A 25,269-nucleotide genomic window follows, 5' to 3' on the forward strand; every position below is an offset into this window, starting at 1 on the left:
TTCTTGATCTTTTGGAGGCGATTGGTTAATTGGGTCTTCTGTTTCCGACTTTAAATGACCATTTGTGGCAGCGAAACGGGAGAGACGCCATGCGGGTTTATGTGGGCTTCGACGACACCGACACCATCGATGCGGACCGCGGCACCGGAAAGCTGGCCCGCTGTTTTGAAGACCGGCTGCCGGAGGGCTGCCGCCTGTGGGGGGTGGTGCGCCAGCAGCTGCTGGTGGACGCGCGTGTGCCGTACACCTCCCACAACAGCTCCGCCTGCGTGGTGCTGGAGCTTGAAGACCCCCAGGGGTTGAAGGGTATCATCGAGCGGGCCGCAGCCCACATCGGCGCAAACTTTCTGGACGGCAGCGACCCGGGGTTGTGCGTCGCCGCGGTGGGGGCCCCCGGGCTTGCCGAGCTGGCGGATTTCGGGCGGCAATGCACCTGCCGGGTGCTGAACCAGAAGGCGGCCCTGGCCGCCGCCGCCGGTGTCCATCTCTCCGCCCATGGCGGCAGCGGGGACGGCATCATCGGGGCCGCCGCGGCCGTGGGGCTGACCGCCGCCGGCTGGTGCGGGCGGTTCATCGAGTTCGGGCTTCTCAGGGAATATCCCGACATGGTCCGGGTGAAGGATCTGGAGGCGCACCGGATTGCGGTGGTCTCGGTGGATCGCGATGCCGCAGTGCCGGGCCCGGCCGATATGGTGCTGACCAATCGCTGGGTGCGGCCGCGGCTGATGGGCGGCCGGCCGGTTCTGCTGGTGCGCGGCGCCGGCCGCGGGGCGTGGGAAAATATCGGTGCCAAGAGAAAGCACCGGATCGAGAAAGCGGCCGCCCGGATTTGACGCTTTGGGCCGCGGCCCGTTTCAGCGCGCCGCGTTTTGGTCCAGCGGGGGGGTGTTCATCTCGCGGTAAATGCGGACGAAATGATCCAGCCTGGCGGCCTGGGCGGCCATGTGCGCCACCCAGAGTGCCAGCACTTCGCGTCCCTCCTGGGTTAAGCGGTACATGCGCTTGGCGGGCCCGGTGCCCTCGGTGATCCACTCCGAAACCACCAGCCCGTCCTCCTCCAGCTGCCGGAGGTGGCGGTAGATCATTCCCGGCGGCGCCTCGCCTTTGACGAAGCCGAATTCCTGCAGGGAGTGGATCAATTCATAGCCGTAGGAGGCTTTGCGGCAAAGCCCCATCAAAATTGAAGGCTGGATGTAGCGCTCCCGCTTGCCCGATCCCGGCCGGCGTGCTTTTTGGGGGCTTTTTTTCATTTTATTGACATATATCTTTAAAGGATCTATATTCACATAAAAAATATTTAGGAAGCCGTTGATTAACCCTCAAAATAAAAGGAGGCACCCATGAGCGCAACTATTTTTGTGCGCAAGCGGCGCAAAATCGAAAAGGGGGAGAAGAAGCCGCGATTCCGCGTGGTCGGCGTCAGCGGCGGCGACGTCAAGCTCTACGTCGAGCACATCCGTAAAAAGGAGCTGGACCAGATTTCGGCCGCGACCGGCGCCGAGGTGGTGTACCTTGAAGCCGGTCAGGGCGGCCGGGACGGCGGCGGTCAATGAACCATCGTGGACGGCGCTTGAGCGGCGGCGTCCACGACCGCCCTCAGCCTTTGGTGATGATGGTGCCCACCGGCTCGCCTTCCAGCGCCCGGAGGATGTCCCCGGGGTTGTGGAGGGCATCGATGATCTGAAGCTGCTGGATGCATTTGGCGCGCTGCAGCATCGCCAGGATGGGCCTTTCGATGATCAGGTCATCCAGGTCTGTCGCCAGCAGCTCACCCGCTGAAATCCGATCATAAAATTTCAGGTTCTTCCTATCCTCGGGACCCACCTTCTTGGGGTCTCTGTCAAAGAGGCCCTTCTCATCCTTCAGATAGATCAGCGACCGCGCACCGATGTTTTCCGCCAGCAAAAACGCGCCGCAATCCGTGCGGTGGGGCGGGATCGAGCCGAATTCGGCGGGGTGCTCGAAAAAGCCGTAAGGCGGTATGCCGTAGGTGATGGGCAGGTATCCCAGCCGGCAGAACATCGTCAGCTGCTCGAGGTTGTCGCCGTGGCCGATTTTTACCCCGCCGTGTTTGGAGAGCAGCACCGCCAGCATCTCGGCATTCTGCCAGGACACCTTGTCGCCTAGCTTGGACAGCACCCCGGTGGGCATGCCCAGGTCGACACCGATGTTGTAAACGTGCCGCGCCCGTGTGCCCCCGCCGGTCATCAGCAGGATCTTGAACTTGTTCTTGGCTTCGATGAGCTTGTCGAGAATCGGAAAAAGGGCCTTGCCGCCCCGATCCATGATGCTCTGACCGCCTATTTTGAGCACGTTGATATCCGGGTGCATCCGGAAATACTCCTGGGACTCGGTGGTTTTCAAGAATTCCTTGCTCACCAGCGACTCCCCCATCATGGGGGAGTCGATGTGCAGCCGCCCCGTTCCCTTTTCCGCCTCTTCCTTGATCAATTTTGCCATGGTCTCGATTCTCCCTTTCGTCCACAGGTCTCACATTGCCGGTCAAGCGGCGCAACCTGTCTTGCCGGGCCTTTTTGAGGACACCAGATTTTCAAACCGCTTTGGCGGCGGTCTGCTGCGGCCTCTTTTCGGGATTTCTAAAATGAGCTACACTCTATGGCGGCTTGACCTGGCTGTCAATTGGGAGGGTTGGCGGGGTGGGCACGAACGGTTTTCAGGTTATTAATGGTCGTTATTGGTAAAAATTGGTTCATAAATTTGTTATTTTTTTGATGGGAAGTGATTTGTTGACATAAGATAACATAAATTCTATAGTTTGACCCTTATTTCCGGCGGCAGCCGGCTGCCCCCGCCCGGCGCCGAGGCCCTGCGAGCGGCCGGGGCAGGAGGTGTAAATGGAGCGTAATCCCCAAAACCTGGCGACCAAGAAATTTCTCTCCACCAAGGAGGTGGCGAAGTTTTTGGATGTCAACGAGAAGATGGTCTACACCCTGATCTCCGACAAGGGCCTGCCGGCCGCCAAGATCACCGGAAAATGGCTCTTCCCGCGGCATCTCGTGGAGCAGTGGATCGAAACCAACACCCTCAACTACCCCCGCCCCAACCACGTGCTGCCCCCCTACCACGGCCTGTTGATCCTGGCCGGCAGCAACGACCCCCTGCTGGAAAAAACCCTTGCACTCTTCAACGAACGCCACCCCGACCAGGTGGCCGTCTTCGGCAACCTGGGCAGCATGGGCGGGCTGCGGGCGCTGCGGCAAAACCTCTGCCACATGGCCTCCAGCCACCTGCTGCAGGAGGATGAGACGGAATACAACTTCGATTTCGCCGTAAAGGAGCTGGACCAGATGCCGGTGGTGATCAATTTCTGCCGCCGGGAGCAGGGCCTGCTGCTGCCCTCCGGCAACCCCAAGGGGATCCAGGCGGTCGCCGATCTCGGGCGCCCGGGAGTCAGAATCGTCAACCGGCGCCTGGGCACCGGCACCCGGTTGCTCTTTGACCGCGAGCTGCAAAAGGCCGGTCTGCAGGCCGAAAAAATCGCCGGCTACACGGAAGAAGTGCTGCGCCATCTGGATGTCGGCCTGGCGGTGTTGACCGGCCAGGCGGATGCCGGACCGGGTATCCGGCCGATCGCCGCCCAACTGGGGCTGGACTTCATCCCGCTGCGCTGGGAGCGCTACGATCTGCTGGTGACCCGCGAGCGCTTCTTCGACAAGGGGATCCAGCTTTTTCTGGGCCTGCTGCACGAAGACGCCTTCCGGGCCATGGCCGCCCGCTATGCAGGCTACGACGTCTCCGCCAGCGGGTCCATGCTTTTCCCGCCGCAGGCATCGGCCGGCTGATTCCGCTGGCTGAAAGCAAACCACCAGAACCCATCACCCGCTGTTAAGGAGGAAGAGAGAGATGAAACGATTTGGCTTTTTTTTGTTGGCGGCCCTGTTGATCGGCGGATCGGGGGCCTTTGGGCAGGAGAAGGTCCTCATGATGGCCACCACCACGAGCACCGACAACACCGGTTTGCTGGATTACCTGGCGCCCGAATTCCAGCAGGACACCGGCATCGTGCTGCGCTGGACTGCCACCGGCACCGGCAAGGCCCTCAAGCTGGGGGAGAACTGTGACGTCGACGTCCTGTTGGTGCACGCTCCGGCCGCCGAGAAAAAATATGTCGCCGACGGCTTCGGCATCAACCGCCGGGAAATCATGTACAACGACTTCGTGATAATCGGCCCGGCCGACGACCCGGCCGGCATCCGGGGTCAGGGGGTCTCGGCGGCCCTGGAAGCCATCAAAGGCAAAACGGCGGTTTTCGTCAGCCGCGGGGACAATTCGGGCACTCATAAAAAAGAGCTGTCCCTTTGGGAAGCCGCCGGGCTGCCGATCCCCGAAAAAGAGGCCTGGTACATCCAGACCGGGCAGGGGATGCTGACCACCATCAACGTCGCCGCCGAGCGCAACGGCTACACCATGACCGATCGCGGCACCTACATCAAGTACGAGGCCGATTTGAAAGGCAACCCGCCGCTCAAGATTTTGGTGGAAGGCGATGCCGTGCTGCTCAACCAGTACAGCGTGATGGCGGTCAACCCGGAGCGCTGCCCCAAGGCCCAACTGGAACTGGCCACCGCGTTCAGCGACTGGATGGCCGGTGAAAGGGGCCAGGGGCTGATCGGCGGCTTCAAGCTGCTGGAAAAACAGCTCTTCACTCCCAATGCCCAATAAGCCGGCGGAGAAAACTGTCCACACCTGATCCGGTGCGCGGGGGCCGTCAGGCCCCCGCTCGATTTCGGGGTGCCCGCAGCCGGTGCGCCTCCGCGCACCCCTTTTTCCGGCAGGCATCATGGATTTTCTGCTCGGCGGTTTCCTCACCGCGATCCAACTGCTCGTAACGGGCGACAGCGAAACCTATTCGGCCGTTTTCGCGACCTTGCGGGTTTCCAGCTATTCCATGGCGGCCAGCCTGGTGCTCGGCGTGCCGGGGGGCTTTTTCCTCGGCCATTTCGATTTCCGCGGCAAGCGTCAGCTGCGCCTGGTGGTAGACACCCTGCTGGCCCTACCCACCGTTCTGGTGGGGCTGTTGGTCTACGCCTTCCTCTCCCAGCGCGGGCCGCTGGGGGATTGGGGGCTGCTGTTCACCTTGCCGGGGATCGCCATCGGCCAGACTTTTCTGGCCCTGCCCGTCGTGGTGGCCCTCACCGCCACGGCGGTGGAGGCCATGGACCGCCACCTGCGGACCACCCTGATCACCCTGGGCGCCAGCCGCACCCATCTGCTTTTCAGCATCCTGTGGGAGGGGCGCTTCGGTATTCTGGCCGCCGCGGCGACCGCTTACGGCAGGGTGATGACCGAGGTGGGGATCTCGATGATGGTGGGCGGCAACATCAAGTGGCTGACCCGCACCATGACCACGGCCATCGCCCTGGAGACCAACAAGGGGCAGTTCGGCATGGGGGTCGCGCTGGGACTGGTGCTCATGGCCATCGCCTTCGGGGTCAATTTTTCGGTTTCATTTCTGCGCAGGAGGTGAGGGGGGTTGCAGCGGCCGCTTTACTCCATCCGCGCCCTGGCGCATATTTACGGCGACGGGCCGCCGGTGCTGGCCATCGAGCGGCTGAGCGTGGCGCCGGGGTCCATCCTGGGGCTGGTGGGCCCCAACGGCAGCGGCAAGAGCACCCTGCTCAAACTGCTGGCCTTCGTGGAAAAACCGACCCGTGGCGAGATCCGCTTCAAGGGCCGGATCGAGGCGCCCTTCTCCGACGCGGTGCGCTTCCAGGTCACCCTCTTGACCCAGGAGCCCTACCTCATGCGCCGCACGGTCCATGCCAACGTCGCTTACGGCTTGAAACTCAGGGGACGGCGCCGGGACTGCCGCCGGCAGGTGGCGACTGCACTCTCACTGGTGGGGCTCGCGCCGGAGCGTTTTGCCGAACGCAAGTGGTTTCAGCTCTCCGGCGGCGAGGCGCAACGGGTGAGCCTGGCGGCCCGCCTGGCGCTGCGGCCTGAGGCCCTTCTGCTGGACGAGCCCACCGCCAGCGTGGACGCCGCCAGTGCGGAGCTGATCAAGGCGGCAGTCCTGCGGGCGCGCGACCAGTGGGGCACCACCCTGGTGGTCGCCAGCCACGACCGGCAGTGGCTGCATGAAATCTGCGACGAGAGCCTGCACCTCTTCCGGGGGCGAATCCTGGAAAGCGGAGCCGACAACCTGCTCTTCGGTCCCTGGCGGCCCGGTCCGGACGCTTACTGGCACAAGCCCCTGGACGGCGGCGGGATGGTCCGCGTGCCGCCGCCGCCCGACGATGAGGCCGTGGGCGTGCTGGATGCCCGGGCGGTTTCGCTGACCGCACCCGGGGCCGAGTTGCGGCCGGGGCTGAACACCCTGGAGGGGGTGGTTTCCCGCCTGGTCCTTGAAAAGCACAGCCGCCGGATCGTGGCCACCATCAGCGCCGGTCCCCTGGCGCTTACCGTCAAGCTCGACGCCGAGCTGCTGCAGGCCCTCGCGCTCTACCCAGGACAAACGGTGCGGGTTGATTTCGCACCCGAGGCCGTGGCCTGGTGCGAGCCCCCCGAGGGCTAACCCTCCCCACCGGATGTCCCTTCGCCGTCCAATTCCGGGAACGCCCGCCGCAGGATCGCCGCCTGCTCATCGAGGATCTCCCCCAATATCGCCGGCGTGGTCATGGGATTCATGATCACGCAGCGGAACACCACGATTTTCTCATCGGGGCGGGCGGCAAACTGCAGGGTGGTACGCGACACGAAGCTTTTGCCGGCCTCGCGTTGCAGGCGCTGGACGGTGCCGGTGATTGCGTTGAGCCGATCCACCAGCCTGCGGCGCTCGGCGGGTGGCGCGTTTTGCAGCGCATGGCGCAGGGCCGGGGGGCAAATCCGGTAGGTGAGGATGTTGAGCTCCGGCGGCGTCACCAGCTCGAACAGAGGCCGCCGCTGGATTTCGGCCGCGAAGCGCCGCGCCGTCTCGATGCCGTGCGCGATCAGCAGGCCGTAGCCCCGGGTGCCCATGATCTTCAGGGTGCTGTCGAGGATCAGGCTGCTTGCCTCGCGCGAGCCGGCCAGGGTGCGGATGCCCAGATCCAGCGAGCCGGGCCGGTTGACGTAGTTGGCATGGTAGGCGATGGCGTCCATCAGGGTGGGGTCGCGAAAATAGACCATGCCGCAGCTCATGGGCATGTAGAACTGCTTGTGGCCGTCGATGGTGACTGAGTCCGCCCGGTGGATGCCCGCCAAAAGGGGGCGGTATTTTTCCGACATCAAGACCGGCCCGCCCCAGGCGGCGTCCACATGGAAATGGATGCCCCGGGCGGCGCAGACCTCGGCGATGGCCGCCAGGGGGTCCACCGTGCCGGTTTCGGTGGTCCCGGCGATGCCCACCACGGCGATCACGGCCGTTCGGGCCGCCGGCTGGTCCAGGTCTGCGAGGGTCTTTTCCAGGGCCCTTAGATCCAGCCGGTTGCAACCGTCCACCGGCAGCGGCAGAACGCTGCGGTTGCCGATCCCCAGCAGGCCGCCGGCTTTTCGCAGGGAGTAGTGCCCCAGCCGGGAAACTAGCACCACCGCGCGCGTGACCCCGTAAGCGGCGTAAGCTGCGGCGACCCCCTCCCGCTCGATGCCGCTGAAATCGCCGCGGGGCGCGAAACGGCGGTTGCGGGCGACCCACAGGGCGGTGAGGTTGGCCAGTGTGCCGTCCTCGGTGAAGCCGCCCAGGGTGGTGCGGGTGTCCTGGACGTGCTGGCGGTAAAATTTCTCGCCGCGCCGGAAGATCAGCCGGTGGATCTTGGCAAGCACCTGCTTTTCCACCACCGAGACCACCTTGGATGTTTCCAGCTTGATCACGTTCTGGTTGAGGGCGGCCACGATGGTTTTGAGGTGAACCATGAAAAAGGGGATCGCCGAGGTCATGTGCCCCACAAAATAGGGTGAGGCCACGTTAACCGCGTGGGGGGCGATCTCCTCGATCAGGTCGGTGATGACCGCGGCGAGCTTCTTCTCGGGGGTGGGGCTGATGCGGGTTTCGGTGAACTTTGCGGCCAACTCCCGCAGGCTGCGCTCCTCGGTGATGCCGACATTTTCCTTCAGAAAGTCCTGCAGACCGAAGAGAATCTGCTCCATGTACTTGACCAGGGTGGCCCGCGCGGCGTCGCTGTCGGGACGCAGGAAGGTGCGCATCAGGGCTTGCCAGTCGGCCACGAGGCGGGTGTGGTCGGAAGCGGACGGGGGCGGTCGCATAGGCGCTAAAAGCCTTCGCCGGGAGCGCGGCCGTTCCGGGCCCGCCGGCCCCGGCCGCGGTGGTTGACCGCTGCGCGCCAGGGCGGCGGGGGGCCGGGTTTTCGGCCAGCGGTTTGAGGGATGCCGGTTAGGTGGGGCCCGCATTCAGCGCGGCTTGCGGGCCAAGAGTCCCGGCCAAAAATCATGCCACGGCTTGCTTGTCTTTTGGCCCGTCACCGGCGTTACATCCGGCGACACATATCACGAAATGCACCGGTGGACACGCCTTGGTGAGGAACCGAAATTCGGCGCCAGCCCGTTGAATTACTGGTTGCCGCGACCCCAATGCGATCCGTCTGGCTGCGGGGCTCAGACCAGCCCCTGGTCCAGCATGGCCTCCACCACCTTGACGAACCCGGCGATGTTGGCGCCGTTCATGTAGTTGCCCGGTGTACCGTATTCCTCGGCGGCCGAGAGGCAGACCTGGTGGATGCTCCTGATGATGGCCCGCAGGCGCTCTTCGACCTCCTGGCGCGGCCAGCTCAGGCGCATGCTGTTCTGGGCCATCTCAAGCCCCGACACGGCCACGCCGCCGGCATTGGCGGCCTTGCCCGGGGCGTAGAGAATGCCGCTGTCCAGAAACCGGGTGATCCCCTCCGGGGTGGTGGGCATGTTGGCGCCTTCGCAGACCAGGGCGACCTTGTTGCCGATCAGGTTTTCGGCGTCCCGGGCGTTGATTTCGTTCTGGGTGGCGCAGGGAAAGGCCAGGTCGGCGGGGTGGTCCCAGAGCGGGTTGTGCTCCAGGGTGGGGTCCACCGGGGTGTAGACCACGCCATCGTATTTTTCGGCATATTCCGCGATCCGGCCGCGGCGCACGTTTTTCAGAAACATGACGAAGTCCAGCTTGTCGCGGTCGATGCCGGCCTCATCGTAGATGTGGCCGGAGGAATCCGAGAGGCTCAACACCTTGGCGCCCAGGGCGATGAGCTTCTCGGCCGTGAACTGGGCGACGTTGCCTGCCCCCGAGATCAGGCAGCGCTGGCCTTCCAGGCTCTGGCTGCGGGTCGCCAGCATTTCGGCGGCGAAATAGACGCAGCCGTAGCCGGTGGCCTCGGGCCGGATCAGGCTGCCGCCCCAATTGACCCCCTTGCCGGTCAGGATGCCGGTGAAGCGGTTGCTGAGCTTCTTGTAGGTGCCGAAGAGGTATCCGATCTCACGGGCGCCCACGCCGATGTCGCCTGCCGGGACGTCGGTGTCGTGGCCGATGTGGCGAAAGAGCTCCTGCATGAAGCTCTGGCAAAAGCGCATCACCTCGCTGTCGGACTTGCCCTTGGGGTCGAAGTCCGAGCCGCCCTTGCCGCCGCCCATGGGCAGAGTGGTTAGAGCGTTTTTGAAAACCTGCTCGAAGGCCAAAAACTTCATGATCGAGAGCGTGACCGAGGGGTGAAAGCGCAGCCCGCCCTTGTAGGGGCCGATGGCGCTGCTCATCTGGACGCGAAATCCGCGGTTGATCTGGATTTCGCCGCGATCGTCCTGCCAGGGCACCCGGAACATGACCACCCGTTCGGGCTCCGCCAGGCGTTCGAACACCTTCTGCCGCCGGTACTCGGGGTTGCGCTCCAGCACGGGTTGAACCGATTCCAGCACCTCGCCCACCGCCTGATGGAACTCCTTTTCAGCCGGGTCACGGTTGGTGATCCGGTCCACTATCTCGTTCATCGGTTTCCTCCGTTTGGGGGATTAGAATCGCTGCACAGGACCGTTTGCCGTCAAATTTCAATCTCAGCGTCTGCGCCAGGGCTACGTGGCGCACGAACCGGCCGTCCCGGGCGGCCGGCAGGCCGGCGAGAAACGGCCAGTCGATGAAGTCCCGGGGGTCCTTGGAAATGGTGATGTAGCTGATCCCCAGAGACGTGATGTTGTGAAAAAAGTGGGTGCCTTGAGAAGGATCGGCATGCAACCGGGGGTGGGTGGTTTCCACAATCGCCCCCACCCCGGAAATGTCCTTCCATCTGACCGGGATGCCCAGCCAGCTGTCGGCCGATCCCCAGCGGCCCGGACCGATCAGCAGGTACTTTCGTCCGGCGGCCAGCAGCTGCACGTTGAAGGCTGCGATTTCTGCCGCGATCGCCACGGTGCGGGCCGGGTCGAAGGATTCGGGTTTGACATACACCAAGTCCCGGACGGTGTTCAAGCCCCCGGTGCCCATCACCATGCTGGAGTAGCAGAAGGTGTGGTGCGGTGCAGCGCTGTCGCTCTCTTCTTCGCCCGGCCACGCCGGGGTCTTGGCCATCGGGCGAATCTGAAGCAGCGCCAGGTTCGGCTGGGGCTGGTCCGCCGATGCCAGGGTCAGGGCGAATTCAATCTCCATCGGCCCGCCCATGCCCCGGTGGCCGAGCGCCAGCAGGTCCACCAGGATGGCCGGCAGGGGGATTGCGCTGTGTTTGAGAACGTTGGCAAAGGTGACCACCGGATAGTCCCCCCCGCCAAGGCGGTCGCGGATGTGCTGATCCTGGGGGCTGTAGCCGCTGGCAAAGAAACGTACCGCCGGGTGGTCGGCGGCCTGGTCGATCGTCAGCTTGACCAGCGCGTCTTGCCCTCCAAGCCCCCGTTCTTCGGAGCGGCCGGTCATCTTGAGGGCGAAAAAGGCCCGCTGGGCATTTTGCAGAATGTCGGCCACCGTCGAAAAATGGGGCAGCAGTTCCGGGTAGCGGGGGCAGAAGCGCAGCGTCGAACCGCCCTCGACCACCGTTTTGCCCAGTCCCAGGGCAATGTGGGCGATGCCTTCCTCGGGTCGCATGGGCCCCACCGGGTAGAAATTGTAGGACTGCGCCACGCCCGCCAGGGCCGGATAGAAATAATCGCCGTGCCGGGCGCCGGTGAGCGCCTGGACGATGACCGCCATCTTCTCCTCCTCGGTGCGGTGCAGGGTGCTGCGGAAAAGGGCGCGCGGGTTCTCGAGGAAGGTCGATGCCCAGACGAGCTTGACGGCGTTGATCAGCCGGCCCAACCGGACGTTGAGTTCCTCGTGGCAGTTGGGCAGCATGTAGGTGTTGTAGACCCCCGCGAAGGACTGGCCCTGGGCGTCCTCCAGCAGGCTCGAAGAGCGCACCGCCAGGGGGTAGGTCACCTGTTGCAGGTAGGCTTTGAGATCCTCGCGCAGCCAGACGGGGAAACGCGCGGCCAGGAAGGTTCCGAGAATGCTGTCGTCGTCGAGACCCTCAGGGTCGAAATTGCGCAGGGCGTTTTCGTCCAGGAAATCGTCGAAACCCTCGGTGGCGATGGCCACGCTGTGGGGAATGGTGATCCGCACACCCGGGTACTTGGCCGGCAGCCAGGCGTTTTCGATCAACTGCGTGGCCAGGAAGGCCAGGCCGCGGGCCTTGCCGCCCATGGAACCCAGCCCGATCTTGAAAAAACCGTTTTCGGTGTCGAATTTGGCCGGCACGAAGTCGGAGATCACGCCGCGCTGGCGTTTCTGTCGGCGCTCGCGCAAACTGGCAATCAAGTAGGCCTTGATGGCCGCCGCGGACGGGAAATCGCTGGCCTTGATGGGGCGCAGCCGGGAGGCCAGAAGAATTTCACAGCGGGCCATCAGCCAGTTGGAAAAATGGTTTTGGGTGGCGTGGTAGAGGACCGAGGCGTCCGGCACCGATGGCAGCACCTTTTCCAGGGCCTGCACGCTGTTGGCGCGGGCCACCTCGCGCCCGTCCGGCATTCGGAATACAAACTCGCCGAAACCCAGGTAGCGGGTGAAAAACGAGCGGATTTCGGCGTTCAGCGAGGGGGAGTTCTTGTTGACGAAGGCCGCCGGCAGGGCCAGCGCCCGCTGCCGGTTGCTCTCCTCGCTGCTCAAGACCAGAAAGGGAACCCCCGGCGATTCCCGCTGAATTTTGGACAGCAGCGCAAAACCGGCCTGGGGGTCCATTTTGCCATGGCGCTTGAAGCGCACGTCGGAAAAGACGCAGTGCATGTAGGGGCGGTAGCGGCGAAAAATATCCAGGGCCTCCTCGTAGGTTTCCGCCAGCAGGATCTTGGGCCGCGCCCGCATCCGGCGCAGCCGGTGCTCCGCGTTGATGGATTCCTCCATCACCGCCTGGGTCTGGCTGACGATCTCACGGTAGAGCAGAGGGAGAAAGGAAGAGTAGTAAAAGGGGGAGTCCTCAACCAGGAGAATGACCCTGACCCGTGCCCGCGTGGTGTCGTGGGCCACGTTGAGGAGGTCTTCGACGCTCTTGATGATGGCCAGGAAAAGGTCGGAGTTGCCCAGCCAGACGAACTGTTTGTCGATGGCGCGCTGGTCGGTGCCGCGTGGGTCGTCTAACAGATCCGTGCTGTGGGCCAGCAGAATGACGGGCAGATCCGGGTGGTGGCGCTTGATCCGGCGCCCCAGGTCGTAGGGGTCCCGATCACCCAGGCCGGGGTTGAGGATGACCAGATCGAGGGGTTCCTTTTCCAGGGCCGCAAGGGCTTCGGCGGCGGTGGCGACCCAGGTCAGACGCGGCGGACTGGAGAGGTTCAGCCCTTCGTATTCATTCACGATCCGCTCGGCCAGGCGGCCGTCCTCCTCCATGATGAAAGCCTCGTACGGGCTTGAGACCAGAAGGATGTGATGCACCTTGCGGGTCATCAGATCGTAGAAGACCTTGAAGGAGAGGTCGAAGTCGTCCAGCTCGTTTTGCGGTTCGGTCGCCATGGGGTTCACCTGTTGGGGGTGGGCTACGGCACCGGGATCCAACCGTCGGCTTGACGATGGTATATACGCCGCCGCCCCGGTTGACAACCGCAAAGGCGCTGTAGTATTTTCAGCCGACTCGCCAGGGTGCCGGTTCCGGCCACGGCGCCTGATTGCACCTCATCCAACCGGCCGCGACCTTGTGCGACCTGTCCCCGCTGCCCTGGAGCAGACGATCCTGCCATGAAAATCGCCCTCGCCCAAATCAACCCGATTGTCGGGGATTTCGATTACAATTTCAAAAAAATAAAAGACTTTGCCGGCGATGCCGCCGGTCGCGGGTGCGACCTGGTGGTCTTTCCCGAGCTGGCTATTTCGGGCTACCCCCCCCGGGACCTTTTGGAGAAAAGAGATTTTGTCGTCGCCGGCCTGGCCTGCCTGGAACGGCTGATCGACACCCTGCGGGGCATCGGGGTGGTCTGCGGGGTGGCCGACATCAACCCGGCGGCCGCGGGCAATCCGCTCTTCAACAGCGCGGTCTTGTTCGAAGACGGCCGGGTGCTTCAAAAAGCCGCCAAACGGCTGCTGCCGACCTACGACGTCTTTGACGAGGGCCGCTACTTCGAACCCGGTGCGATCTACCGGACGGTCGCCTTCCGCGGGCGCCGGCTGGGGCTGACGGTCTGCGAGGACGCTTGGAACGACAAGGACGTCTTCAAGCGCCGGATCTACCCGGCCGACCCGGTGGCCCTGCTGGTGGAAAGCGGGGCGGAACTGATCATCAACATCTCGGCCTCGCCCTTTCATGTGGGCAAAGACGCCTTCCGCAGCCGGATGCTGGCCACCATCGCCGGCAAGTACCGTCTGCCGCTGGTCTTCGTCAACCAGGTGGGCGGCAACGACAGCCTGCTTTTCGACGGTCTCAGCACGGCCTTTGCGGCCACCGGCGAGGTGGCCGCCCGGGCCTCGGACTTTGTCGAGGACCTCGTTGTCTACGATCTGGAGACCGGCCGCGGGGAATGCCACCCGGCCGCCGTCTCGGATGTCGCCGCCGTGCGCCGGGCGCTGGTCATGGGCACCCGCGATTACGTCACCAAGTGCGGCTTCGCCAAAGCCGTGGTGGGCTTGAGCGGCGGGGTCGACTCCGCCCTGACCGCCGCCATTGCGGTGGAGGCCCTCGGGGCCGAGAACGTGCGCGGGGTGTTCATGCCGTCGCGCTACACCTCCCCCGACAACTTCGAGGACACCGCCCGGCTGGCCGCTAACCTCGGCATTGCGCTGAACACGGTGCCTATCGACGCGATCTTCGACCAGTTCCTGGGGCAGCTCGCGCCCGGTTTTGACCCCCGGGCGCCGGGGGTGACCGAGCAGAACATCCAGGCCCGGATCCGGGGGGCGATCCTGATGGCCTACTCCAACCGCGACGGCTCACTGCTTATGACCACAGGCAACAAGTCGGAGCTGGCCGTGGGCTACTGCACGCTCTACGGCGACATGAGCGGCGGCCTGGCCGTGATTTCGGATGTGCCCAAAACCATGGTCTATGAACTCTCCCGGCACCTCAACCACGGGCGCGAGGTGATTCCGGCGCGCATCATCGCGAAGGTTCCCTCGGCCGAACTCGCCCCCGGCCAGACCGACCAGGATGACCTTCCGCCTTACGCGGTCCTGGACGAAATCCTGAAAGCCTTCGTCGAAGACCTCAAAACCGTCGATGAAATCGCCGCCCTGGGCTATGAACGCGCCCTGGTGGCGGATGTTGTCGGGCGCATCGTGCGCAGCGAGTACAAGCGCCATCAGGCCGCGCCCGGGCTGAAAGTCACCTCCAAGGCGTTCGGCTACGGCCGGCGCTACCCCATTGCCCACGGGTTCCGGCCCGGCAGCGCCTTCGGTCGCTAACCGGCCAGCGAGGAAATTTTCCATGTCCAGCACCTTCGGCACCCTATTCAGGGTCACCACCTTTGGCGAGTCCCACTGCAAGGGTGTCGGCGCGGTCGTCGACGGCTGCCCGCCGCGGATGGCCCTCAGCGAGGCCGACATCCAGCCCCAGCTCGACCGGCGCCGGCCGGGTCAGAGCCGGCTGACCACCGACCGCCGGGAAGCCGACGCCGTGACGATCCTCTCCGGCGTCGAAAACGGCCGCACCCTGGGGACTCCCATCGCGCTTTTCGTGGCCAACCGCGACCAGCGCCCGGACGACTACCGGGACCTGCAGTCCGTTCCGCGCCCCTCCCACGCCGACTTCACCTACCAGATGAAATACGGCATCCGCGCCGCCAGCGGCGGCGGCCGCTCCAGCGCGCGCGAGACCGTCGGGCGGGTGGCGGCCGGTGCGATTGCCGAGAAATACCTGCGGGAGGCCTTCGGGGTGGAGATCGTCGCCTGGGTGCAGGCGGTGGGGGAACTCGCCGCCGAGGGGATCGACCCGGAAACGGTCAGCCGTGAGGCGGTGGATGCCAGCGCGGTGCGCTGCCCGGACGGTCGAAGCGCCGAAGCGATGCAGGCCGCGATCGTGGACGCGCGCGAGGCGGCCGACTCCCTGGGCGGGGTGGTGGCCTGCGTTTGCCGGCGGGTGCCGGTGGGGCTGGGCGAGCCGGTCTTCGACAAATTCGAGGCCCGCCTGGCCCAGGCCATGCTGTCGATCCCGGCCACCAAGGGGTTTGAAATCGGCTCCGGCTTTGCCGGCAGCCGGATGCGCGGCTCCCGCCACAACGACCCGTTCGTTTTCAAATCAGGGCGCCTGGGGACCGCCACCAATTACAGCGGCGGCATCCAGGGGGGCATCTCCAACGGCGAGCCGGTTTTTTTCCGGGTGGCCTTCAAGCCGCCGGCCACCATCGGGCTGGCCCAGGAGACGGTGGATTTCGACGGCAACCCGGCCGTTCTGGCGGCCAAGGGGCGGCACGACCCGTGCGTCGTGCCGCGGGCGGTGCCCATCGTCGAAGCCATGGCCGCCCTGGTGATAGGTGATCTCGCCTTGCGGCAAAAAATGCGTGCCTGAAAGGCGCGTGTGTCAGAGGAAAACAACTCAACCCCAAAAGGAGGCGCAACATGAAAAAGGTAGTCGTGGCCTACACCAGTCGGACCGGCAAGACCGAAACCATGGCCAATTTCATCGCCGAGGGGGTCCGCATGAGCGGGCACACCGCGGATGTCAAGAAATTGGGGGATATCAAAAGCGAAAAGGACCTGGAGGGCTATGACGGTTTCATTTTCGGCTGCCCCACCTACCACCGGGACATGACCGGCAACATGAAGACCTTTCTTTTCCTGGCGGAAAAGGCCAACCTGCTGGGCAAGATGGGCGGCGCCTTCGGCTCCTACACCCACAGCGGGGATGCCCCCGGCCGAATCTACGACACCATGATGCATGTCTTCAAGATGGACATGGTGGACCTGGGTTCGCTGAACCTCTTGGAGCACGTGGTGGGCACCCCCGACGGCAACCGTGCCTGCCAGGACTACGGTCGGGCTGTGGCCGCCAAACTGCCGGCCTGATCCGGCCCCTGGCCACGGTGGCCCGGGAGCCGTGAATCGCGACAAGCGCAGGGAAAAAACGTTTCCCTGCGCTTTCTTGCGCGGCCTTCCGGACCTTTCCGTTCCAAGCGGGTTATCTCCCGATGGTCCCCCTTTGCTGGCATCGTTTGCCCTGCCAGGAGTCCCGCTGCGCCAGCGCGGCCTGGATCAGCGCCCGGGTCTCCGATTTTTTCAGGGACCACCGGGGAGCCACCAACTCCTCCGGGTGGGGGTCGCCGGTCAGGCGCTGGATCACCATCTCCGGCGGCAGCCGTTCGATAAAATCGCAGACCAGATCCACGTAGGCGGCCTGTTCCAGGCAGGTGTAGCGCCCCGCCCGGTAGAGGGCCTCCAGCGGGGTGCCGCGCACGACGTAGAGCAGGTGCAGCTTGATGCCGTCGATGCCTAAAGCCGCGACCGCGTCGGCGGTGGCCAGCATCTGCTTGCGGGTCTCCCCCGGAAGCCCCAGAATGACATGCGTGCAGATGCGGATGCCGCGCTGCCGGGTCGCCGCCACCGCCTTTGCAAACCGGCCGAAGGTATGCCCCCGGTTGAGGCGCGCGAGGGTGGTGTCGTGGGCGGATTGCAGGCCGTATTCGATCCAGATCAGGTGGCCGCGGGCCAGCTCTTCCAGCAGCTCGAGAACGCCCGTGTCGACGCAGTCGGGGCGCGTGCCGATGGCCAGGCCGACGATGTCCGGCACACCCAAGGCTTCGGCGTAGAGCCGCCGCAGGGTTTCAAGCGGCGCGTAGGTGTTGCAAAAAGACTGGAAATAGGCCAGGAATTTCCTGGCCTTGTAGCGCCGGGCAAGGGCCGTCTTGCCCTGCCGGAGCTGCTCGGTCACGCTCAGGCCCCGCCCGTGGGCGCCGGTGCCCGAGCCGCGGGCGTTGCAGTAGATGCAGCCGCCGGTGCCCACCCGGCCGTCGCGGTTGGGGCAGGTCAGGCCGGCATCCACGCTGATTTTCTGCACCCGGCAGCCGAAAAGGGCCCTCAGGTGGGTGTTGAAATCTCGGTAGCGCTCCGGCATGCCGTCTCCTGCTGGGGAGGGGGGGTCAAAAACGTGCTCATTTTAGCACAAAAAGGCCAAATAAAAAGGGTTGTTGGAAATGGTTGCGGATGCCAGATCTTATGATGTCATCGTCGTGGGGGCCGGCCATGCCGGCTGCGAGGCGGCGCTGGCCGCCGCTCGGATGGGCTGCCGCACCCTGCTGATGGCCATCGACCTGGACAAGCTGGCGGCCATGCCCTGCAGCCCCTCCATCGGCGGGATGGCCAAGGGCCAGCTGGTCAAGGAAATCGACGCCCTGGGCGGGGAAATGGCCCGGGTTACCGATCAGACCGCCATCTCCTACCGCACCCTGAACACCAAGAAGGGGCCGGCGGTGCATTCCTCCCGGACTCAGAACGACAAGGCCCGCTATCACATCGCCATGAAGGCGGTGGTCGAAAAACAGCCCGGGCTGGATCTCAAGCAGGCCATGGTCGAGCGCCTGGAGGTGGCCGGCGGGCGGATCGCGGGGCTCACCGACCAGACCGGCTTCGGCTACAGCGCCAAGGCCGTGGTGCTGGCCACCGGTACTTTCCTGAGCGGGCTGGTGCACATCGGCTTTACCGCCGTGCAGGCCGGCCGCGCCGGCGAATTCGCCTCCTACGGTCTGCCGGACCACCTCAAAGCCCTGGGCTTCGAGCTGGGGCGCATGAAAACCGGGACCCCGCCGCGGATCCACCGCCGCAGCATCGATTTCGAGGCCTTCACGCGCCAGGAGGGCGAGGCCGACCCGGCGCCCTTCTCCTTTTTCCCCCGTGGCCGCCTGCTGCCCCAGGTGGCGAGCTACATCGGCCACACCAACCCCGCGACCCACCGGATCGTCCGGGACAACCTGAAATTCTCCGCGCTCTACGGCGGGGTCATCCAGGGCGTCTCGGCGCGTTACTGCCCGTCTTTCGAAGACAAGATTGTGCGCTTTGGCGACAAGGACAGCCACCAGGTGATCCTCGAACACGAGGGGTTGGAGACCGACGAGATCTATGCCAGCGGGCTGGGCAACAGTCTGCCGCTGGAAATCCAGATTCGGGTGGTGCGCTCGGTCAGGGGGCTTGAAGAAGCCGAGATCATGCGGCCCGCCTACGCCATCGAGTACGACTACGTCAACCCCGTCCAGCTGACCCCGACCCTGGAGACCAAGCGGGTGGCCGGTCTTTTTATGGCCGGCCAGATCAACGGCACCTCGGGCTACGAGGAGGCCGCCGCTCAGGGGCTGTGGGCCGGGATCAACGCCGCCTGCCAGGTGCAGGGCCGGCCCCCGTTCGTCCTGGATCGCTCCCAGGCCTACTTGGGGGTTCTGGTGGACGACCTGGTCACCCGCGGCACGCGCGAGCCCTACCGCATGTTCACCTCGCGCGCGGAGTACCGCCTGATGCTGCGCGAGGACAACGCCGATCTGCGCCTGATGGAAATCGGGCACGACCTGGGCCTGGTCGATGCGGCCGCCAGCCGGGAGGTTCGGGAACGCAGACGGCGGATCGCCGCCGAGATCCAGCGCCTCAAAAACAAGGTGGTCAAACCCGGCCCGGCGGTCAACGCCTTTCTCGACCAGGCCGGCACCCCGCCGATAACCAGCGGGGCCACCATGGAGCAGCTACTCAAGCGCGCCCAGCTGGACTACGGTGCGGTGGAGGCCCTGGCCCCCGGACCGCAGCCCGTGGATCCCAAGGTGGCCCGCCAGGTGGAGATCGAGATCAAATACGAGGGCTACATCCAGAAGCAGCAGAAAGAGATCGAAAAATTCAAAGGCTTTGAACAGCGGCCGATCCCGCCGGACCTGGCCTACGATCAGATCCACGGCCTCTCCACCGAACTGCGCCAGAAGCTCTCGGCGATTCGCCCGACCTCCCTGGGGCAGGCCTCGCGGATCGACGGCATGACCCCGGCGGCGCTATCGGTCCTGATGATCGCCATCAAGGCCGCCGGCGCCCGCCCGGAAACGGCGGCATCGTGATTGCCGTGGCAGAAGAGGGGTTGCCACCGTCCCTGGCGGCGGGCGGGAGCGCGGCGCGCCTGAGAGTCGAAAACCTCTCTTTTCTCGACCTGGGGCCGTTCCAGTTCGGCGTTGCGCACGGGGAGTGCCTGGGGATCACGGGCCCTTCGGGCAGCGGCAAGACCCTTCTGCTGAGGGCCTTGGCCGATCTGGACCCGCACACAGGCGAGGTATACCTGGACGGGGTCGCGGCCGGGGCGCTGCCCGCGCCCCACTGGCGCCGCCAGGTGGGTCTCCTGCCGGCGGAAAGCGCCTGGTGGGCGGACACGGTGGGCGCCCACTTTGACGGGGTTGCGCCCCCCTGGCTCGACCGGCTGGGGTTTGGGCCCGAGGTGCTGCACTGGGAGGTTGCGCGCCTGTCCAGCGGCGAGCGTCAACGCCTGGCATTCCTGCGGCTGCTGGTGGGGCAGCCGGCGGTGCTGCTGCTGGACGAGCCGACGGCCAATCTCGACGCCCAAAACACCGCTCGCCTGGAGGATCTGGTGCGCCGCTACCGCGAGGCGCGGGGCGCCGCCGTGGTCTGGGTGACCCACGATCTGGACCAGCTCAGGCGGGTCGCAACCCGCTGCCGCCGCCTGCAAAATGGCCGGCTGGAGGGCTCCTGATGCACGTCGTGCCCCTGAGCCCGCTGGATCTCGGCCTTGCCGCGCTGCTGGTGGTGCTCCTGGCTCTGCTCAGCCTGCGCTTGCGGCTCAACCTGGCCGGCCAGATCGTGATCGCCGCCGCCCGCACCACGGTCCAGCTCCTGCTGGTGGGTCTGGTGCTGAAAACCGTTTTTGCGCACGTCGACCTGCTCTGGATCGGCCTGATGGCCCTGGTCATGCTGCTGGCCGCGGGTCGCGAGGTCATGGGCCGGCAGAAGCGGCGGTTTGCCGGCTGGTGGGGCTTCGGCGTGGGGACGGTCTCCATGTTCGTGTCCTCTTTTTCAATCACCCTGCTGGCTCTCACCGCCATCATCGACATCCAGCCCTGGTACGCGCCGCGCTATGCCGTGCCGCTGCTGGGCATGGTGCTGGGCAATACCATGACCGGCATGGCGGTTGGTCTGGACCGCCTCACCCAGGCGGCCTGGTCCCAGCGGGCCGCCATCGAGGGGCGGCTGATCCTGGGCGAAGAGGCCCCAGCGGCTATCGCCGGCATCCGCCGTGACAGCATCCGCAGCGGTCTGATCCCGATCATCAACGCCATGTCGGCGGCCGGGATCGTCAGTCTGCCGGGCATGATGACCGGCCAGATTCTCGGCGGCTCGCCGCCCCTGGAGGCCGTCAAGTACCAGATTTTGGTGATGTTTCTGATCGCCGCCGGCACCGGGTTCGGCACCATCACCGCCGTATGGCTGGGGGGGCAGAGGCTGTTCGACGAGCGCCACCGCCTGCGCCTGGAGCGCCTCAAGTCCGCCCCCTGAGGCCGCGTCCGGCACTCGCCGGCAGGCAGCGGCGGTGCGGCGCCGGAAGCGGGTCGCGGAGCAGGGGGTTTGACTCGCCGCGAAGAGCCAAAACCTCTCCGCCAACGGTGCCCAAGCCCGCTTAAAAATATCTGATATATTTAGAATTATTAGAACAAGCGCGCTTGACAGCTTCCGGCTCTAACCTTAGTTTAACCTGTTAAATATTGTTTCAAGTTTCAAGCAAACCATTCCGATTAACATTGTTTATCAGATAGGGTAGCGACAATGTCCGAGACGGATTACTACGCCGAACTGGGAGTCAGTAAAAACGCGACCGAAGCAGAAATTAAGAAGGCTTATCGCAAACTGGCGATGAAATACCACCCCGACCACACCGAGGGGGACAAGCAGGCCGAGGAGAAGTTCAAAAAGATCAGCGAGGCCTATGCCGTACTCAGTGACAAGGAAAAACGCCAGCAATACGACACCTTCGGCTCAGCAGGCTTTCAACAGCGCTATTCGCAGGAAGATATTTTCCGCAATTTCGATTTTTCAGACATATTCCGCGAATTCGGCTTTGGCGGCGGCGGCGCCCGCGGCGCCAGCTTCGGCGGACCCGGGCAGGGCGGCGGGTTCCGGTTTTCTTTCAACCCCGGCGAGCCTTTCGGCGGCGGTCGTCACCGGCAGCAGGCGCCCGTCAAGGGCGGCGATCTGGTCTACGAACTGCCGCTGACCCTCAAGGAGGTGGCCACCGGCGCCAGCAAGACGATTTCGTTCCAGCACGAGGGGCGCAGCGAAAAAATCACTGTCAAGATCCCCAAGGGGATGACCACCGGGAAAAAGCTGCGGCTGGCGGCCAAGGGCGATCCCAGCCCTTACGGGGGGCCGCCCGGGGACCTCTTCATCCGCTCCCGGGTGATGGACGATCCGGTTTTTGGGTTCGAAGGTCAAGACCTCTACGTGGTGCGCGAAATCAAGCTGACCGAAGCGCTCCTGGGGACCACGGTGGAGGTCCCGACCCTGGAGGGCAAGAGCCTCAAACTCAAGATCCCGCCGGGAACCCAGCACAAAACCAAGATGCGGCTGGGCGGCCGCGGCCTGCCGCAGATGCAGGGAACTGGCAAAGGCGATCTTTACGTGCACGTGCATGTCATCATTCCCGGCAAGCTGACGCGGGAACAGAAGGAACTGGTTGAAAAACTCGCCCAAACAGGCCTTTAAGTCCTTTTCAGCCGGCCGCGAGCCTGCAACACCGGCAGCGACCCGATGGCTTTGGTGAGGCCGCCGCCGGCGCTTCGGATACAGTGAAATCCCGTCATGCCCGAACTACTCCCAGTCTTCACCAAAGATCAAATCCAGCGGATGGTCGCCGCCGCGGCCCTGCGCATCTCGCGCGATTACAAGGGGCGCAAGCTGGTTCTGGTGGGGGTTCTCAACGGGGCTTTCATCTTTCTGGCCGACCTGGCCCGCGCGCTGAGCATCCCCGCCCAAATCGATTTTGTCCGGGTGGCCAGCTACGGCGCCGGCACCACCTCGTCGGGGAAACTCTCCCTGACCAAGAACCTCGAACTGGATATCCGCGGCAAGGACGTCCTGATCGTCGAGGACATCGTCGATACCGGCCTGACTCTCTCCTGCCTGATGGACCACCTCCGATCATTCGGGCCGCTTTCGGTGAAGGTCTGCGCGCTGCTCGACAAGCGCGAGCGGCGCGAGCGCACGGTGCCGGTGGATTATGCTTGCCAGGTGGTGCAGGAGGGGTTTTTGGTGGGCTACGGCCTGGATTATGCCGAGGACTACCGGTGCTTGCAGGAGATTTATCACCTGAAATTATAACCCGCGAGGATCTGTCATGATTATTACCTGCGAAGAGTGTGATACCAGTTTCAACCTGGACGATAAAGTCGTCAAACCGTCCGGTTCCAAGGTGCGGTGTTCCCAGTGCCGGCATGTCTTCACGGTCCACCCATCGTCTGGCCTGGCGGCGGATCAGGCCGGGCTTCCCCCGCAACCGGCGACCCACGGGGCGGATGCCCCGGCTGGTGGGGGCGCCGAAGCGGCCCAGGCTTCAGCAGCCGGGGCGGTGGCAGCCGGCGGGGCCCTGAGCTTTGACGAGGAGTTCGACCCCGGGGCCGAGCGGGCCTTCGAGAAAGCCCTGGAAGAGCTGGGGCTTGAGGACGACAGCGTTGCGGGCAGCAGTGACATGGACCTGGGCGAGATCGAGAACCTGCTGGAACTGGAGGATGATGCCGGGACTCGCGAAAAGCGGCCAGCGGGGGCTTCTCAAACCGCCGGGAGCGCAGCCGAAGGCCAAGGGGCCTCGGCCGACGATGAAGGCCTGGACCTCAGCGGTCTGGATGAGTTGTTCGATATTCCGGAGGAAGCCGAGGCCAACGAGGGGGGGGAACACCCGGTGGCGGCCGCCGAAGGGCAGGAGGCCGAACCCGCTGAGGATGAGGCCGATGAAGACGAGATCATCGATCTCTCCGATCTCGAGGAAATGCTGGATTTCGAGGAGGATCAGGATGCGCTGGAACCCCAGGAGGTGGAACTCACCTTGAGCGAGGATTTCGGCGCAGAAGAGGATCTGTCGGCTATTGATGAAGGCGGCGGCGAGGAGGATGACCTGGACCTCTCGGATCTGGAGTCGCTGCTGGAAACCGATGAGGCCGAAGGCGGCGATACCGATGCGGCCACCGGTGATCCGCAGCGGGGCGAAGCGCCAGAGGCCCTTGATGCCGACGGCGATGACGTCGAATTGATCGATCTCTCCGATGTCGGGGGGGCCTTCGATGACGAAGGTGACGGCTCATCCGCTGACGGTGCCGAGACCGCCGATGCCGATGATCTGGAACTCGAGCTGGACTTTGATTCGGCTGCCGATGAGGATCAGGAAGCCGCGGCCGATGGTTTCGAGCTTGAATTCGAAACCGACGAGAGCAAGCAAGCCGCCGGCTTTGGGGCTGCGGCAACGGCAGCGGTCGCGGCCGGCGGGGCGGCCACGCCCGTTGGCGCCGAGACGCCGGCTGAAAAGGGCTTAGCCGAAACCCGGCCGGCCGAGCGTAATAAGGTTCGCAAGTCGGAGCCCTACAGGGCCGCCGCTGGCGCCCAGAAAAAGGGCAGCGGCGCACCGGCCCTGATCCTGCTCCTGCTGATTCTTCTGATCGTCGGTGTTCTGGCCCTTCAAAAATTTCTGGGAGTCCACATCCCCTATGTCACGGATCTCACCCGGAGCATCCCCTTTATCGGCGAGTTTGTTCAGCCCCAGGGGCAGGTGAGCGATCCTGCCGGGAACCTGTATCTCTCGACCCTCAACATCAACAGCCGGTTTATCGAAAACGATAGCGCCGGCAGGCTCTTCATCATCACCGGTGAGGTCAAAAACGGCTACACCGTGGCCCGCCGTGACATCGCGGTCAACGGCAAAATCTACTCCCAGGGAAAGCAGCTGGTGAAAAGCGAGAACGTAGTCAGCGGCAACATTCTCGCCGACCTGGATTTGAAAAACCTGAGTTTCGAGGAGATTCAGGGCCGCCTGAACACCAAAGGCGAAATCGGCGTGGCCAACCTCGAGGTCAAGCCCGGTGCCACCATTCCCTTCATGCTGGTTTTCTCGGACCTGCCGGAAAACCTGGAAGAGTTCACCATCGAGGTGACCGGCTCCGCGGCGGTTACCGCCCCGACGGCCAACTAACCCGTTTCTCCCGGCGGTCCGGGACCCGCACCACCGGGTTCCGGACCGCTGCCGCCACGGCCCGCCGGCTGGATATTTTCGCCAATTTCGCCTTGACTACGGCGTTCGGAACTGGTATCAACCCCGCTGTTAATTTTCGGTGGAAATGTTCCAGCCTCCGCGGTAATATCCAATAAATGGCGATGTAGCTCAGTCGGTCAGAGCATGCGGCTCATATCCGCAGTGTCCGGGGTTCAAATCCCTGCATCGCCACCATCTTTTCAGTATAACCCACTGTGAAAACAGTGGGTTTTTTATTGGTTCGCCCACCCTTTAAGGCTCGACTCCAACTCTTACACAAATCGGTTACACAAACCGAGGGATTGGAGGCGAGCATATGCACCAGATCACCAGGTCCCCCTCCTATTTGATCCGCAATCCGCACTCGTACTGTTTCAGGATGAGCGTGCCGGCAGATCTTCGACCGTTTATCGGAAAAACGGAGTTGCGCTTCTCCCTCCAAACAGGGTACCTACGAACCGCAAAATCGAGGGCAAGGGTTCTTGCCGGACAGGTTCAGTTACTATTCCAGGGGATGAGGAGGAACCACAGAGGATTCATGAAACTGACCGATCACCAGATCCGCGACATGGTCACGAAATACCTTGAACGGGCCAAGGCATTAATGGATGAGCCGTTCGGGCCGAATGATGGCGACAGGCCTTTTGATGACGCCCCCTCCCTGACCGACTACATAAATGGTCTTGACGACGTTAAGAGGGACATCCTTGAAGAGATG

General features: G+C 64.2%; 22 protein-coding genes and 1 tRNA gene. 17 read left to right on the forward strand and 6 right to left on the reverse strand.

The window, feature by feature from the left end; genetic code table 11:
• Positions 1-89: 89 nt before the first annotated feature.
• Positions 90-833: a hypothetical protein gene (locus tag LJE63_04415; GenBank protein ID MCG6905848.1), complete on the forward strand. Its 744-nt coding sequence runs from the start codon at positions 90-92 to the stop codon at positions 831-833.
• A gap of 21 nt (positions 834-854) precedes the next feature.
• Here LJE63_04415 and LJE63_04420 read toward each other — a convergent pair whose 3' ends face one another.
• Positions 855-1,250 (reverse strand): PadR family transcriptional regulator, encoded by a 396-nt coding sequence (locus tag LJE63_04420; protein ID MCG6905849.1) that lies wholly within the window; start codon positions 1,248-1,250, stop codon positions 855-857.
• A 90-nt stretch (positions 1,251-1,340) separates the two neighbouring features.
• On the opposite strand from LJE63_04420, the gene LJE63_04425 reads away from it, so the two are divergent.
• The gene (locus tag LJE63_04425) at positions 1,341-1,553 is read left to right on the forward strand and encodes a hypothetical protein (GenBank protein MCG6905850.1); all 213 of its coding nucleotides are present in this window, start codon (positions 1,341-1,343) and stop codon (positions 1,551-1,553) included.
• Between the two features lie 43 nt (positions 1,554-1,596).
• Here the strand turns inward: LJE63_04425 and LJE63_04430 are convergent, their stop codons facing one another.
• On the reverse strand, positions 1,597-2,460 hold the full coding sequence (locus tag LJE63_04430) for a uridine kinase (GenBank protein ID MCG6905851.1): 864 nt from the start codon (positions 2,458-2,460) through the stop codon (positions 1,597-1,599).
• A gap of 395 nt (positions 2,461-2,855) precedes the next feature.
• Between LJE63_04430 and LJE63_04435 the strand changes: the two genes are divergently transcribed.
• From LJE63_04435 to LJE63_04450, 4 genes are all read left to right on the forward strand, one after another.
• A complete protein-coding gene (locus LJE63_04435; protein ID MCG6905852.1) occupies positions 2,856-3,803 on the forward strand; it encodes a helix-turn-helix transcriptional regulator in 948 nt (315 codons plus the stop codon).
• 61 nt (positions 3,804-3,864) lie between these two features.
• Positions 3,865-4,683, forward strand: a complete 819-nt coding sequence (locus tag LJE63_04440; GenBank protein ID MCG6905853.1) for a substrate-binding domain-containing protein — start codon at positions 3,865-3,867, stop codon at positions 4,681-4,683.
• 118 nt (positions 4,684-4,801) lie between these two features.
• Positions 4,802-5,488, forward strand: a complete 687-nt coding sequence (locus tag LJE63_04445; protein ID MCG6905854.1) for an ABC transporter permease — start codon at positions 4,802-4,804, stop codon at positions 5,486-5,488.
• A gap of 6 nt (positions 5,489-5,494) precedes the next feature.
• Positions 5,495-6,535 carry an energy-coupling factor ABC transporter ATP-binding protein gene (locus LJE63_04450; GenBank protein MCG6905855.1) on the forward strand — a complete coding sequence of 347 codons (1,041 nt, stop codon included), beginning with the start codon at positions 5,495-5,497 and terminating at the stop codon, positions 6,533-6,535.
• Here the strand turns inward: LJE63_04450 and panP are convergent.
• The 3 genes from panP to LJE63_04465 form a co-directional block, all read right to left on the reverse strand.
• A complete protein-coding gene (panP, locus tag LJE63_04455; protein MCG6905856.1) occupies positions 6,532-8,202 on the reverse strand; it encodes a putative pyridoxal-dependent aspartate 1-decarboxylase in 1,671 nt (556 codons plus the stop codon). The genes LJE63_04450 and panP overlap by 4 nt on opposite strands.
• 348 nt (positions 8,203-8,550) lie before the next feature.
• A complete protein-coding gene (gene gdhA, locus LJE63_04460; GenBank protein MCG6905857.1) occupies positions 8,551-9,900 on the reverse strand; it encodes an NADP-specific glutamate dehydrogenase in 1,350 nt (449 codons plus the stop codon).
• Entirely contained in the window at positions 9,866-12,877 is a 3,012-nt protein-coding gene (locus tag LJE63_04465; GenBank protein ID MCG6905858.1) for a phosphoenolpyruvate synthase PpsA, read from the reverse strand. The genes gdhA and LJE63_04465 overlap by 35 nt, the downstream gene beginning before the upstream one ends.
• Positions 12,878-13,099: 222 nt before the next feature.
• Here LJE63_04465 and LJE63_04470 point away from each other — a divergent pair, with 222 nt between their 5' ends.
• From LJE63_04470 to LJE63_04480, 3 genes are read left to right on the forward strand one after another with little or no spacing between them, the layout of a single operon-like run.
• Entirely contained in the window at positions 13,100-14,755 is a 1,656-nt protein-coding gene (locus tag LJE63_04470; GenBank protein ID MCG6905859.1) for an NAD+ synthase, read from the forward strand.
• 22 nt (positions 14,756-14,777) lie between these two features.
• Positions 14,778-15,857 carry a chorismate synthase gene (aroC, locus tag LJE63_04475; protein MCG6905860.1) on the forward strand — a complete coding sequence of 360 codons (1,080 nt, stop codon included), beginning with the start codon at positions 14,778-14,780 and terminating at the stop codon, positions 15,855-15,857.
• A 50-nt stretch (positions 15,858-15,907) separates the two neighbouring features.
• Positions 15,908-16,354 (forward strand): flavodoxin domain-containing protein, encoded by a 447-nt coding sequence (locus LJE63_04480; protein ID MCG6905861.1) that lies wholly within the window; start codon positions 15,908-15,910, stop codon positions 16,352-16,354.
• A 112-nt stretch (positions 16,355-16,466) separates the two neighbouring features.
• Here LJE63_04480 and LJE63_04485 read toward each other — a convergent pair whose 3' ends face one another.
• Positions 16,467-17,399: a TIGR01212 family radical SAM protein gene (locus LJE63_04485; protein ID MCG6905862.1), complete on the reverse strand. Its 933-nt coding sequence runs from the start codon at positions 17,397-17,399 to the stop codon at positions 16,467-16,469.
• A gap of 79 nt (positions 17,400-17,478) precedes the next feature.
• Between LJE63_04485 and mnmG the strand changes: the two genes are divergently transcribed.
• The 8 genes from mnmG to LJE63_04525 form a co-directional block, all read left to right on the forward strand.
• Positions 17,479-19,371 (forward strand): tRNA uridine-5-carboxymethylaminomethyl(34) synthesis enzyme MnmG, encoded by a 1,893-nt coding sequence (gene mnmG / locus LJE63_04490; GenBank protein MCG6905863.1) that lies wholly within the window; start codon positions 17,479-17,481, stop codon positions 19,369-19,371.
• Complete coding sequence (locus tag LJE63_04495; GenBank protein ID MCG6905864.1) at positions 19,368-20,015, forward strand: ATP-binding cassette domain-containing protein; 648 nt, start codon at positions 19,368-19,370, stop codon at positions 20,013-20,015. The genes mnmG and LJE63_04495 overlap by 4 nt, the downstream gene beginning before the upstream one ends.
• On the forward strand, positions 20,015-20,815 hold the full coding sequence (gene fetB / locus LJE63_04500; GenBank protein MCG6905865.1) for an iron export ABC transporter permease subunit FetB: 801 nt from the start codon (positions 20,015-20,017) through the stop codon (positions 20,813-20,815). Before LJE63_04495 ends, fetB begins: the two co-directional genes overlap by 1 nt.
• Positions 20,816-21,082: 267 nt before the next feature.
• Positions 21,083-22,018 (forward strand): DnaJ domain-containing protein, encoded by a 936-nt coding sequence (locus LJE63_04505; protein MCG6905866.1) that lies wholly within the window; start codon positions 21,083-21,085, stop codon positions 22,016-22,018.
• Positions 22,019-22,114: 96 nt separating this feature from the next.
• Entirely contained in the window at positions 22,115-22,633 is a 519-nt protein-coding gene (gene hpt / locus LJE63_04510; protein MCG6905867.1) for a hypoxanthine phosphoribosyltransferase, read from the forward strand.
• A 16-nt stretch (positions 22,634-22,649) separates the two neighbouring features.
• Positions 22,650-24,491, forward strand: coding sequence for a zinc-ribbon domain-containing protein (locus LJE63_04515; protein ID MCG6905868.1), 1,842 nt, complete (start codon positions 22,650-22,652; stop codon positions 24,489-24,491).
• A 178-nt stretch (positions 24,492-24,669) separates the two neighbouring features.
• Positions 24,670-24,746, forward strand: a tRNA-Met gene (locus LJE63_04520).
• 343 nt (positions 24,747-25,089) lie between these two features.
• Positions 25,090-25,269, forward strand: a 180-nt coding sequence (locus LJE63_04525; GenBank protein ID MCG6905869.1) for a hypothetical protein, incomplete at its 3' end; no start/stop codon positions are given.

Source organism: Desulfobacteraceae bacterium (genome assembly GCA_022340425.1).
In the GTDB taxonomy this organism is placed as follows: Bacteria; Desulfobacterota; Desulfobacteria; order Desulfobacterales; family JAABRJ01; genus JAABRJ01.